This window comes from Christiangramia gaetbulicola (genome assembly GCF_003054225.1).
GTDB lineage: Bacteria > Bacteroidota > Bacteroidia > Flavobacteriales > Flavobacteriaceae > Christiangramia > Christiangramia gaetbulicola.
On sequence record NZ_QBKQ01000003.1, the window covers coordinates 609111 to 622219 of the forward strand.

The window sequence follows — 13109 nt, forward strand, 5'->3', positions numbered from 1 at the left end:
GGGCTTACACAGTTTAATAATAAAAATTCATGCAACTACATTTTAATGCAGTTTCTGAAGCCGGTTTACCGGGGAAGAAGTGGCAAAATTTATATAATACACACTGGTCTGCCTATAAGAACTGGCTACTTTCCAAAGGAAAAGCCTATGAACCAGATCTGAAAACATCCCAGGCGGCACTTAAAAAATATATGCCAGAAATGTGGCCCACCTATAAACGTCTTTGCAAACTGGCAAAGGCAGACGATGTAGCGGCACGCTTTTTAACCGGTTTTCAGCCACCGGCTTATATCAGTGCCTGCTCCAATGCAGTACTTTCTGGTGAAGAGATACAACTGGTGCGAAATTATGATTATCATCCAGATCTTATGGAAGGCACGCAATTGTTGAGTGCCTGGAATGGTAAAAAAGTGATCGCGACCAGTGACTGCCTTATTGGGGTAGTGGATGGGATGAATGAAGATGGCCTCGCCATTTCCCTTACTTTCGGTGGTCGAAAAGAAGTTGGGGTAGGTTTCGGAATTCCATTTATCTTGAGGTATGTCCTTGAATTTTCTAGTAATGTAGAGGAGGCGGTCGCAGCCTTGATCCGTATTCCTTCGCATATGTCTTATAATGTTACCGTCGTAGATAAGACGGGAGCTTTTAAGACCGTTCGTATTGCACCAGACAAAGACGCAGTGGTTACCAATGCCGCCTTTACTACTAATCACCAGGGCGCTGTGGATTGGCCGGAGAATGCGGCTTTCAATAAAACGTTGGAACGATCTGCTTTTTTAGAAAAGGTACTGGCGAAAAAAGGGATAAATGCAACTAAAATTGCAGATGCCTTTCTTAAAAAGCCTTTGTATAACACTCAATTCAAAGAAGGCTTCGGAACCTTATTCACTTCAGTTTACCGCCCTCTTGATGGAGTTGTTGAAATGCGCTGGCCGGGTATAAAGATCAGTCAGACGTTTGAGGATTTCCAGGAGCAGTACAAATTGATCGAACTTGAGCAGCCTTCTGTAAGGCCTGAGAAAGTTTCAGCAGATACCCCTGTGTACAGTCCAGTCTCATTATTGAAGAGTCAGGATGAGGTGAATTGGCAGGAAACTGTCACCGCAGCAATTGCGAATGCTATGGCAACAGCGTATCCAGATTTAGATAAAGAGGAGTTGAAAAATCTTCAGGGAGAATTAATTCATCGTGGAGAAGTGTCCTGGGAGGTTCTGGCCGATTTCTGGTCCAGGGTTGGAACAGACTACGGCAGCAGATGGTATAATTAGAGATTCAAGGAACTCAAATATTTTATTTAAACTGCATAAATTCTTACTGCAGCAAAGTTTTATTGATCAAATCCTGGTATTCCGGATTCGATGTGGAAGCTGCATGAGGTGAAGTATTTTTCAATCCAGATAAGGTTCAATGGCAAGCCTTCAAATACCAAATAAACAGATGGAATTTCATAGTGTTAACCCATATAATGGAGAACAGGTAGGTAAATATAACGCTCAAAACAGCGTGGAACTGGATGAAGCTTTGAACAGATCTTCTGAAGCCTTTAAAACCTGGCATACTAAACCAATATCTTATCGTACGGGTTTGATCAAAAAAGCCGGACAGGTTCTTCGGGATAATCTTGAAGAATATGCTCAGATGATCACTTCTGAAATGGGGAAACCAATTTCAGAATCCCGGGCCGAAGTGAATAAATGTGCGTGGGTTTGTGATTACTATGCAGAAAATGCTGAAACTTTTCTTTCTCCCGAGATCATAAAAACCGATGCTGCTCAGAGTTTTGTAAGACATGATCCCATAGGGGCTGTCTTTGCTATTATGCCATGGAATTTTCCTTTCTGGCAGGTCTTTAGGTTTGCAGCGCCAACTTTAACCGCCGGGAATACTGGATTATTGAAACATGCACCGAATGTTTTTGGTTGTGCCGTGAAAATCGAAGAAGTTTTTACCAAGGCCGGATTTCCTGAAGGCGTATTTCAGAATTTGATAGTTCACCACGATCAAACGGAAAAGATCATAGCACATGATGCTGTAAAAGCAATCACGCTTACGGGAAGTGAGATGGCAGGATCTGCTGTTGCTCAAATAGCCGGAAAATACATTAAAAAAAGTTTGCTGGAACTAGGAGGGAACAACTCCTTTATTGTGTTAGAAGATGCTGATATAGATCTTGCGGTAAAGACCGCGGTTTCTGCGAGAATGCTTAATTGTGGACAAAGTTGTATCGCGGCAAAACGCTTTATTTTAATAGAATCTATACACGATGAGTTCGTATCGAAATTTACCGATGCCATAAAGAACCTGAAAGCAGGAGATACAAAAGATGGCGCTACCCAGGTAGGATCGCTGGCAAGAAAAGATCTGGCAGATCAACTTAACCGTCAGGTAAAAGAGTCTGTTTCGCAGGGAGCAAAGTTACTTCTGGGAGGAAAACAGGATAAGTGTTTTCATGAACCTACTATCCTGGGAAATGTAAAACCCGGAATGACCGCTTTTGAAGAAGAAACCTTTGGCCCTTTAGCTGCGATTATTAAAGCTAAAGATATAGACGAAGCTTTCGAATTATCTGAACAGTCAAAATTTGGACTTGGGGTTAGTGTTTTTACAAAAGACACTGCAAAAGCTGTGGAATATGCTTCCCGGGTTTCTGACGGAGCCTTTTTTGTAAATGAACTGGTGAAGTCTGATCCCAGATTGCCCTTTGGAGGAACAAAACGATCTGGTTACGGACGGGAACTGGCCAAGGATGGCATGATGGAATTTATGAATAGAAAGGTGGTTTACGTGAAATAGTGGAAAGAGAAAATTAAATAGTGAGAAGTGTGAAGTTTTTGATTACTATAGAAGTCAAGGTTTAAATTTTTATTTTCTGCTAACTGCTAACTGCTAACTGCTAACTGCTAACTGCTAACTGCTAACTGCTAACTGCTAACTGCTAACTGCTAACTGCTAACTGCTAATTGAGTATTGGTCATTGCAGAGAATAGTTGTACTTTTACGATCGATTTTTGAAAAACAAAAAAACAAACAATTATGAGTACATATGATGTTGCAGTTATAGGATCAGGACCCGGTGGATATGTAGCCGCCATTCGTTGCGCCCAACTAGGTTTGAAAACTGCAATCATAGAGAAATATTCCACTCTTGGTGGAACCTGTCTTAACGTGGGATGTATCCCAAGTAAGGCACTTTTAGATTCTTCTCACCATTTTCATGATGCAATCACGCATTTTGAAGAGCACGGAATTGAAATTCCGGGTGAAGTAAAACTGAATCTTGAAAAAATGATGGAACGTAAATCTTCTGTAGTGAGCCAGACTTGCGACGGGGTGAAGTTCCTAATGGATAAGAACAAGATCGATGTGATCGAAGGCGTTGGTTCTTTCAAGGATAAGACTCACATCAATATCGAAAAAGATGGTGAAACAAAAACGATCGAAGCGAAAAAGACCATAATCGCAACCGGTTCCAAGCCTGCAAATCTTCCGTTCATTGAACTTGATAAGGAGCGAGTGATCACTTCTACCGAGGCTTTAACGCTGAAGGAAGTTCCAAAACACATGATCGTAATTGGTGGTGGAGTTATTGGTCTTGAGCTTGGTCAGGTTTACCGTCGTCTTGGTGCTGAGGTTACTGTGGTGGAATTCCTTGACAGGATCATCCCAACCATGGATAGCGCCCTTTCAAAAGAACTTCAGAAAGTATTGAAGAAGCAGGGAGTTAAATTCCATACCAGTACTAAAGTGAAGTCGGTTGAGAGAAAAGGAGATGAGATCATCATCAAAGCTGATGATAAGAAGGATAAAGAGATCGAATTCAAAGGTGATTACTGCCTTGTTTCTGTAGGTCGTCGTCCTTACACCGATGGATTGAATGCTGAAGCTGCCGGAGTTGAGCTTGATGATAAAGGAAGAGTAAAAGTGAACGATCATCTTCAAACGAACGTAGATAATATCTATGCGATCGGGGATGTGGTTCGTGGAGCGATGCTTGCGCATAAAGCTGAAGAAGAAGGAACGATGGTGGCAGAATTGATCGCAGGTCAGAAACCTCATATCGATTATAACCTTATTCCTAACGTGGTTTATACCTGGCCAGAAGTTGCTTCAGTAGGGAAAACTGAAGAGCAATTAAAAGAAGCAGGTGTAAAATATAAAGAAGGTAAATTCCCAATGCGTGCACTTGGACGTTCCAGAGCCAGTGGTGATATCGACGGATTGATAAAGATTCTTGCAGATGAAAAGACCGATGAGGTTCTTGGAGTTCATATGATTGGAGCCAGAACAGCAGATCTTATTGCTGAAGCGGTGACTGCGATGGAATTCAGAGCGTCTGCTGAAGATATTTCAAGAATGAGCCATGCTCACCCAACATATGCGGAAGCGGTTAAAGAAGCGGCATTAGCAGCAACAGAGAACAGGCCTTTGCATATCTAATTGCATTGTTTCCAAAATAAATTTTAGACCCGGACGTTATAAAGTCCGGGTTTTTTGTTTTATTGCGTCCCTGCTACCTTAACCAACTTTTATGAAAAAAATATTCCTTCTGTTCCTGCTAATTACGGCCGTAAGTAATGCTCAAAATAAGTACAATCTAAACCTAGATCAATTCGTAAAAGATGGCGATCTGCCAGATGACTGGATTGTGTGGGGTGACTATGAAATTGAGATGGATTCCGTGGAAGTCGTTTCCGGGAATTATTCCGCAAAAATAACTTCAGACGAAAACGGAAATTCATTTGGAAGTATAGCCTATAAAATCCCGGCAAATTACGGTGGAAATTCTCTAATGCTGGAAGGCTACATTAAAACTGAAAATGTCGTTGACGGATTTGCCGGTTTATTGATCAGGGTGGACGGTTCAGCCGGCTCGCTGGCTTTCGATAATATGCAATCTGAAGGTTTGAATGGAACCAACGACTGGAAGAAATACAAGGTGACAGTTAGATTTCCTGATGATGCAAAGAATATCTACGTAGGAGGGATTATTACCGGTAAAGGTGTAGCCTGGTTCGATGATTTTAAACTACTGGTTAATGGGAAAAAAGATATCCAGTTTATGAAGGAAAAACCTATTGAATATAAACCGGCAGATCTGGACTCTACTTATACCAATAATTCTAATTTCAAACTTGAGCATCTAACTAATATTCAGGAAGAACGGTTATACAAACTCGGAAAAGTATGGGGTTTTGTTAAGTACCACCATCCCGAAATAGCCAGGGGAAATATCAACTGGGATAATGAACTGTTCAGCTTTTTACCAAAGATAAATTCGGTTGATTTTGATGCTGAATTAACTTCCTGGATTTCAGCATTGGGAAGTATCGAAACTGGAGAGCATGATTTACCAGATACTAAAGAATATGAGCACATTCCAGATTATAAATGGATCTATGATACCAATTTCATAAGTGCAGGGCTTTCCCAGGAACTTAAAAATATTCTGACCTCAAAACGAGAAAGGAATCATTATTATTTTGGGATTAACCGTGGAGTTAGGAATCCATCTTTTACCAACGAAAAAAGTTATCCCGAAATGGAATGGAATGATACGGGGATGAAACTTCTAGCCTTGTATCGATACTGGAATATGATGGAGTATTTTAATCCAAATAATCATTTAACCGATAAGGACTGGGATGTAGTTCTGAAAGAGTACATTCCAAGATTCGTTAATAATAATGAAGAGCTAGATTATAAACTCAACATGCTCCAGCTAATTGGAGAAGTTAATGATACCCATGCTAATATGTGGTATTATGATGAGGCTCTAAACCGGTTTTTTGGAAAAAGAAGAATACCAGTAAAAGTTGAATTCATTGAAGAAGAACCTGTTGTTTTAAAAGTAGGGGATTCCTTGAATTCGAAAATTCAGGTTGGAGATGTGATCACGCATATCGAAGGCAAAGCAATCGCAGATATAATTGATGAAAATTTGAAATACTTTCCAGCTTCAAATTATCCTACCAAGTTGAGGGATATGGCCAGAAAACTATTATGGACTAATAAAGATAGCCTGGAGATTAAATTTCAAAATAAGAACGGAAAGTTTAAAGAGAAAATAGCTTCAGTAGAGGAATGGAATAATATGGCGGACCCTATTCCAAGCCATAAAATGATCAAGAACGATATTGGTTATATCTATCCAGAATCCCTTAAAAAAGGAGAGATAAAAGATATCTTGAACAAGTTTGAAGACACTAAGGGAATTGTCGTGGATCTCCGTTGCTATCCTTCAGATTTTATTGTTTTCAGCATGGGGAATAAGGTAGTTCCCAAACCTACCGACTTTGTAAAGTTTACCAATACAACCATACAAAATCCGGGATATTTCAGTTTTAGGAACGGTTCGAAGGTAGGTTCTTATTTGCGCAGGAATTATGAAGGGAAATTGACGATCCTTGTAAATGAACAAACTCAAAGTAATGCAGAATATACCACTATGGCACTAAGCGCAGCCCCCGGAGCGGTAGTTATTGGAAGTCAGACAGCCGGTGCTGATGGTAATATTAGCAGGATTATTTTACCAGGAGGAATAAGGACTATGATTTCAGGAATAGGTGTTTATTATCCCGATGGTACCGAAACTCAAAGGATAGGAATAGTTCCTGATATTGAAGTGAAGCCAAGTATAGAAGGATTTAGAAATGGCCGCGATGAATTGCTGGAAAAAGCCATAGAAGTTATAGAGGATTCAAATGCAAGTACAAAATGATTTATCTAAACCTGTAAATTGAAATGCCCATTTCATAAAATTTTATTCAGTTAGTTCTGAGGGCGTTTTTTTAAAAAAAAGAATAGAACTTAACATCTGCGTTTTGATGACTTTACTTAAAACGCCTTGAATATTTCGAAGATGCGTCATGCTCACCCAACATATGCGGAAGCGCTTAAAGAAGCTGCAATACCAGCAACAGAGAACAGGCCTTTGCATATATAATTATTTAAAATAGACAGGTTTATTTTTGCGAATTTCGCAATAAAACAATCACTACATTTAACTGTTAATTCTAATCATAGAAATCATGCCTAAAGAAAAATCTCCTTCCAAGAATTCGGCTAAAAAAGAGCCGGTATTGAGCTTAAAAGAGAAGCGTGCAGCGAAAGCAGCAAAGAAGAAAAATAGAAGTTAGTAGAAGAGGTAAATTAAACCTTATTGCTTCCGTCAAGCTGCCCCGATTCTTCGGGAGTTTCAGCTTCTCATATTAATATCAATTATTTGAGATCCTGAAATGAATTCAGGATGACCATCATACTAAGATTAATAAAACCAAAAGGAGCGCCATAGCGCTCCTTTTTATATTTCTTTATTTTTTCCTTCTTCGGTTAGCGTTCTTGTCGCCACGTGTTTTAGGTTTTTTATACTTTTTGGCGATCTCTCTTCGATAGGATCCACCAAGATTAACCTTTTTATTCTTTTCCTTTTTTTCATGAAAGGCAGGTCCGGCCTCTACAGAATCTGAATGCGGATTATTGATCTCTATAGCTCTCGGCTTTTCTTCATCTATAAGTTCTTCTGAAATAACTACGTTCTCAGGAATTTCATGTTCAGGAATTTCCATGCCCATGAGTACCTCGATCTTATCAAAATTCTCTTCGTCCTTTTCGGTTTTGAAAATGATGGCAACTCCCTTTTTCTCAGCACGGCCGGTTCTACCAATCCGGTGCATGTAATTTTCAGGATAATGTGGAGTGTCCAGGTTTATAACGTGGGAAACATTTTCGATATCCAGACCACGTGCCATCACGTCTGTAGCGATCATGATGCGGGTACGACCTTCAGCAAATTCAGCAACGCTGTTCAGTCTGCTGTTCTGGCTTTTGCCGGTGTGTACCACGCTAATATCCCGGGTGAAAATATCATCCAGTTTTTCATATAGTTTATCGGCAAACCTTTTATCACTGGTAAAAATAAGCACCTTGCGATATTCTTCTTCATCCTGGAAAAGCTCAATCATAAGATTAGCCTTTGTATTGAAGTTTTCAATCTTATAAGCCCGTTGCTCAATATTTTCCAGTGGCGTTCCACTAACGGCAACAGATATCTTTTCTGGCGCCTTAAAATTAGCATCGATCATTTCCTCCACAGTTTCGGTCATGGTCGCAGAGAACATAATACTTTGTCTGTTGGGAGGAAGTAATTCCAGGATGTTGTTCACCTGGAATTTAAAACCAAGATCCAGCATCACGTCTACTTCATCTATCACGAATTTCTGGATAGACTTTAGCTGAACTGCTCTTCTCAGAACCAGGTCATAAAGTCTTCTGGGTGTTGCCACAAGAATGTCCTGTCCCTGCATTAGATCCTGGTGTTGAGTATTGATATTTACCCCACCATATACTCCGGAAACCCGAACATTGATATACTTGGCAACTTTTGCTATCTCCTCAACCACCTGTACGACCAGTTCCCTCGTAGGTACCAGGATTAGAATACGCGGATTCTTTTGTTCGGAATATTTAAGCATTCTTAAAAGCGGAAGTAAGTATGCGAAGGTTTTTCCGGTACCGGTTTGCGCTATTCCTACCACGTCTCTTCCAGACATGATAGATGAAAATGCCTGTTCCTGTATAGGAGTGGGAGTCTGGAAATTCAGATCTTCCAGGGCATTGCGTAACGGGGTGTTTAAATTTAGATCCTGAAAACTCAAAGTGCGTATTTTAATTTCGTGCAAAGGTACGTCATGAAACCCAAAGTATTACCTGCTTTTCCCAAGTAAAACTCAGGCGATGCTTATCGTATAGTCTGCATTGAATTCATTTTCTGCTGCAAGTTTTAAGATCCCTTCTTTTTTCTTAAGGTTCTGGTCTGTTCCTTCAACATCTGCAATTCCCAACCAGGGTTCAATGCAAACATAAGGAGCACCCGGCTTAGCCCATATGCCCAGGTTCCTGAAATCCTTGTATTCGACCGATAGGATCCTGCCATTTTTGGCGCTTACCAGATCCACTTTTTTAGACTTGATATTTTTAAAAATTAGGGCATCTTGATCAAAAATATGTTCAGTGAGCTGGATCTTATGCTCGTTCTTAAGAACACTTTCTGTTTTTGAACTCACCAGGCCTTCATCGTTAAGAAGGTAAGTTTCCAGGTCCATTTTTCTATCGAATTCCAGCGAATAGTCTTCGATCTTTTCATTTTTAAAATGCAGGATATTGAATGCAGGATGTCCTCCTAAAGAGAAATATATAGGTTTTTCGTCGAGATTGATAATGTGATGATTTACTTCCAGAGACTTTCCATTCAGGGTAAAGGCGATCCTGAAATCAAATTTGAAAGGATACATTTCCAGGGTTTCCTGAGAATACAATAATTCAAAAACCAGCTGGTGTTCAGATCTTTCTTTGAGCCTTATCTTTACGTTATGTCTTATAAAACCATGTTTTGGCACACTATACTCTTTACCCTCGAATTTATAAACTCCATCTTTGATCACGCCTATGATCGGGAAAAGGTTAGGAGCATGGCTGGCCCAGATCTCCGGGTCTGCCTGCCAGATATATTCTTTTTTGTTTTCCTTATTCAAAATACTGCAAAGTTCAGCGCCGGTCTCTTTAACAGTGATCTTCAGGAACTCATTTTCAATACTATGCTTTTTCAATACTTATAATTTTAAATAAAGTTACAAAAACAAGTAAGAGCGGGCAGGATTGATATGTATTGCTGATTAATTTTCGGTATTTTTAGCTGAAAATCGACCTGATGAAAAAAATACTGGCCTTCGCAGGCTCTAATAGCAGCACTTCTATAAATCAGCAATTATTGCATAATGTTTTAAGCAGGATCCAGGGTCATGAGATCAAGGAAATTAAACTGACAGATTATCCATTGCCTATTTATAGTGCTGATATTGAAAAAAATGAAGGTTTCCCAATAAACGCTACTATTATCAAGAATTTAATTTTGGAAAGTGATGCCCTGATTATTGCCGTAAATGAGCATAATGGAGGTCCTTCTGCATTTTTTAAAAATATAATCGACTGGGTTTCCCGGGTGAACAGGAATTTTCTGGAAGGTAAAAAGATCCTTTTAATAAGTACTTCTCCTGGAAAACGTGGTGCTGCCAGTTCGTTGGAATACTCTAAGAATATCTTCGGAAGGTTTGGCGGAAATGTTATCGAAAGTTTCAGTCTGCCTTCGTTTAAGGATAATTTTGAAGATGGAAAGGTCATAAACGAAGTTCTGGATATGGGAATTGAGGATGTGCTTACTACCTTTGCGCATCAAATTGAAGATTAAGTGCGCACTTCCAGAGTTTTTTCGGTAAAAGAAACAAAGAAATTTAAAGAACAGTTATTGTCCTGGAGCAGGCAGTTTCAGGAAATTGCCTGGTTGGATAGTAACGAATACGATTCCAAGACCGGCGAATATGAGGCCATTCTTGCCGTAGAAGCTTTTACGGCGATCAAGACCGATTATGTGCAGGCCTTCGATAAACTCAAAGAATACCAGGAAACCACTGCCGACTGGATTTTTGGGTATTTAAGTTATGACCTAAAGAACGATGTGGAGAAATTAAGTTCTAAGAATTTCGACGGACTGCATTTTCCCGACCTCTACTTTTTTCAGCCCCAGAAACTGATCTTTATCAAAGAGGGGCGGGTTGAACTTAGTTACCTGAGAATGGTAGATGATGAGATAGAGGATGACTTTAAGGAGATCCAGGATTATAAAGTGGAATTGGCATCAGACCACACACCGGTAAAAGTTGAAGCCAGGATTTCCCGGGAAGAATACTTGGAGAAAATAAGGTTGATGCTTAACCATATTCATCGCGGAGATATTTATGAAGCTAATTTTTGCCAGGAATATTATTCTGAAAATGTGGACATAGATCCTTTCAATATTTACAGATCATTAAATGAAATTTCTACTCCTCCTTTTGCTGCCTATCTGAAACTCGAGAATTTCAATCTTATCTCGGCTTCTCCTGAAAGATATTTAAAGAAAAAAGGAGATCATTTATTATCCCAACCGATCAAAGGAACTGCACGCCGGGCTGATAATGTTGAGGAAGACCTAAAGATCGCTGCAGAACTTGCTGAAGATCCAAAAGAGCAGTCTGAAAATGTGATGATCGTAGACCTCGTGAGAAATGATCTTTCCAGGATCGCGAAAAAAGGAAGTGTGAAGGTGGATGAACTTTGTAAAGTCTATACTTTTAAACAGGTTCATCAGTTGATTTCCAGTGTGACCACTGAAATTTCTGAAGATATTCCTCCGGTAGAAGCTCTGCGCACCAGTTTCCCCATGGGAAGTATGACCGGGGCCCCAAAGATCTCTGCCATGAAAATTATCGAACAGCTTGAGGAATCAAAACGCGGTCTTTATAGTGGAGCCGTAGGATATTTTACGCCAACCGGTGATTTCGATTTTAACGTGGTGATTCGCAGTATCCTTTATAATTCGGAGAATAAATATCTTTCCTTTTCTGTAGGTGGAGCCATCACCGCCAAATCTGATCCCGAAAAAGAATATGAAGAATGCCTTCTAAAGGCAAAAGCAATGCGTGAGGTACTTACCAATTTATAGGCCTTAACATGTTGTAGTTCTAAATAAATAAGGAGAGCGAAAAAGTACTTCTAACTTGAATTGATTTAGCACCGGCCTTTTGTATCTTTGAGAAACAATGGAAAAAACCTTCAAGAATCTTATAAAAGCAGACTATCCCTATTTATGCGGAAGTAAACTATTGCTGGCAGTAAGCGGTGGAGTAGACAGTGTGGTTTTAGCTCATCTATGTAAGCTGGCTAAACTGGACTTTTCCATGGCACATTGCAATTTTAATTTAAGAGGTGATGAAAGTGATGGCGATGAAAAGTTTGTGGTAGATCTGGCCGATTCTCTCGAAGTGGATGTATATACCGAAAGTTTTGACACCCTTAATTTTGCAGAAAATCATGGAGTTTCTGTCCAGATGGCTGCTCGCGATCTGCGTTATGAATGGTTTTCTGAACTCAGCAGCTCGGCTCAGTTCGAATATACTCTTACGGCACATCATGCTAATGATAACCTCGAAACCTTTCTTATCAATCTTATCCGTGGAACGGGTCCTGAAGGTTTAACCGGGATAAAAAATGAAAGGGATAATATTGTGAGACCCCTTTTGGGTTTTTCACGGTCTGAGATCGAAAGCTTTGCCAGGGAGAAAAAGTATAAATGGAGGGAAGACAGTAGTAATGCGTCAGATAAGTATATGCGCAATAAGATCAGGCACCAGATCATTCCCGTTATGGAAGAGATCAATCCGCAGTTGCTGGACAGCTTTGCCAAAACTCAGCAGCACCTGCAGGAAAGCCTGGATCTGGTCGAGGATTACATGAGCCTTTTATATCCAAAACTGGTGGAAAAGGATAAATATGGCTATACGCTGGATATAGAGTTCCTGAAAAAAGTTCCAAATCAAAAACAGATCTTATATCAGCTACTCAAATCATTTGGGTTTACTGAATGGGATGATGTGTATGATCTTATAGACGCGCAGACTGGGAAAATGGTGCTTTCAGATACTCATCGTTTGATAAAAGACAGAAAGAAATTGCTGCTCACTGAACATAATGAGAAGATCGGGAATAAAGAATATCACCTGGAAAAGGAAGAAGACCTAGTCATGATCCCGGGAATGGGAAGCTTTCATATAAGTGAAGTTGAGAAGATGGGACAGACCTCTCCAAGCTGTATTTACGTGCCTGAGCGAAAATTGAAATTTCCGTTAGTGATCAGGAAATGGAAAAAAGGGGACTTCTTTTATCCTTTCGGGATGAAGGGTAAAAAGAAACTTAGCGATTTCTTTAAGGATGAGAAATTTTCTCTGCCAGAAAAAGAACATACCTGGATCCTATGTTCTGGCGATGAAATAGTCTGGATCATTAATCATCGCGCCGATAATCGTTTTGCCGTTGAAAAATCAGATTCGAAAATTCTGAAGATCTGTATTACCTAAGAATAGTTCTACTACGAGTATAGTAAAAAATCAAAATTCCCATTTCTTTTTAGAGTCTTTGCGAGCGGAGTGCAACAAAGCGAAGCAATTCAGCTTAAAATTCAATTTTCTTTTAGGTTTAAAGAGTGAATTTCTATCTTTAGGAACTTTTAAAAAAATCTT

General features: G+C 39.7%; 9 protein-coding genes. 7 read left to right on the plus strand and 2 right to left on the minus strand.

Annotation, left to right across the window (positions count from 1 at the left end):
• The first annotated feature begins 29 nt into the window (after window positions 1-29).
• The 4 genes from C8P64_RS14360 (at window position 30) to C8P64_RS14375 (ending at window position 6718) form a co-directional block, all read left to right on the plus strand.
• Entirely contained in the window at window positions 30-1268 is a 1239-nt protein-coding gene (locus C8P64_RS14360) for a C45 family autoproteolytic acyltransferase/hydrolase (protein ID WP_108172765.1), read from the plus strand.
• 169 nt (window positions 1269-1437) lie between these two features.
• A complete protein-coding gene (locus C8P64_RS14365; protein WP_108172968.1) occupies window positions 1438-2793 on the plus strand; it encodes an NAD-dependent succinate-semialdehyde dehydrogenase in 1356 nt (451 codons plus the stop codon).
• A gap of 240 nt (window positions 2794-3033) precedes the next feature.
• A complete protein-coding gene (gene lpdA / locus C8P64_RS14370) occupies window positions 3034-4437 on the plus strand; it encodes a dihydrolipoyl dehydrogenase (RefSeq protein ID WP_108172766.1) in 1404 nt (467 codons plus the stop codon).
• A gap of 91 nt (window positions 4438-4528) precedes the next feature.
• A complete protein-coding gene (locus tag C8P64_RS14375; RefSeq protein ID WP_108172767.1) occupies window positions 4529-6718 on the plus strand; it encodes a S41 family peptidase in 2190 nt (729 codons plus the stop codon).
• Between the two features lie 592 nt (window positions 6719-7310).
• Here C8P64_RS14375 and C8P64_RS14380 read toward each other — a convergent pair.
• Window positions 7311-8654 carry a DEAD/DEAH box helicase gene (locus C8P64_RS14380; protein WP_108172768.1) on the minus strand — a complete coding sequence of 448 codons (1344 nt, stop codon included), beginning with the start codon at window positions 8652-8654 and terminating at the stop codon, window positions 7311-7313.
• 72 nt (window positions 8655-8726) lie between these two features.
• On the minus strand, window positions 8727-9605 hold the full coding sequence (locus C8P64_RS14385) for an aldose 1-epimerase family protein (RefSeq protein ID WP_108172769.1): 879 nt from the start codon (window positions 9603-9605) through the stop codon (window positions 8727-8729).
• 101 nt (window positions 9606-9706) lie between these two features.
• Here C8P64_RS14385 and C8P64_RS14390 point away from each other — a divergent pair, with 101 nt between their 5' ends.
• The 3 genes from C8P64_RS14390 (at window position 9707) to tilS (ending at window position 12947) form a co-directional block, all read left to right on the plus strand.
• Complete coding sequence (locus tag C8P64_RS14390; RefSeq protein ID WP_108172770.1) at window positions 9707-10243, plus strand: NADPH-dependent FMN reductase; 537 nt, start codon at window positions 9707-9709, stop codon at window positions 10241-10243.
• The gene (gene pabB / locus C8P64_RS14395; protein WP_108172771.1) at window positions 10244-11536 is read left to right on the plus strand and encodes an aminodeoxychorismate synthase component I; all 1293 of its coding nucleotides are present in this window, start codon (window positions 10244-10246) and stop codon (window positions 11534-11536) included.
• A gap of 97 nt (window positions 11537-11633) precedes the next feature.
• Entirely contained in the window at window positions 11634-12947 is a 1314-nt protein-coding gene (gene tilS / locus C8P64_RS14400) for a tRNA lysidine(34) synthetase TilS (RefSeq protein WP_108172772.1), read from the plus strand.
• The last annotated feature ends 162 nt before the right edge of the window (window positions 12948-13109 follow it).

What these genes read in the sequence shown, in the direction of transcription:
- lpdA (WP_108172766.1), top strand. Translation starts at nt 3,034, where the DNA reads ATGAGTACATATGATGTTGCAGTTATAGGATCAGGACCCGGTGGATAT.
- C8P64_RS14360 (WP_108172765.1), top strand. Translation starts at nt 30, where the DNA reads ATGCAACTACATTTTAATGCAGTTTCTGAAGCCGGTTTACCGGGGAAG.
- tilS (WP_108172772.1), top strand. Translation starts at nt 11,634, where the DNA reads ATGGAAAAAACCTTCAAGAATCTTATAAAAGCAGACTATCCCTATTTA.
- C8P64_RS14365 (WP_108172968.1), top strand. Translation starts at nt 1,438, where the DNA reads ATGGAATTTCATAGTGTTAACCCATATAATGGAGAACAGGTAGGTAAA.
- C8P64_RS14375 (WP_108172767.1), top strand. Translation starts at nt 4,529, where the DNA reads ATGAAAAAAATATTCCTTCTGTTCCTGCTAATTACGGCCGTAAGTAAT.
- C8P64_RS14390 (WP_108172770.1), top strand. Translation starts at nt 9,707, where the DNA reads ATGAAAAAAATACTGGCCTTCGCAGGCTCTAATAGCAGCACTTCTATA.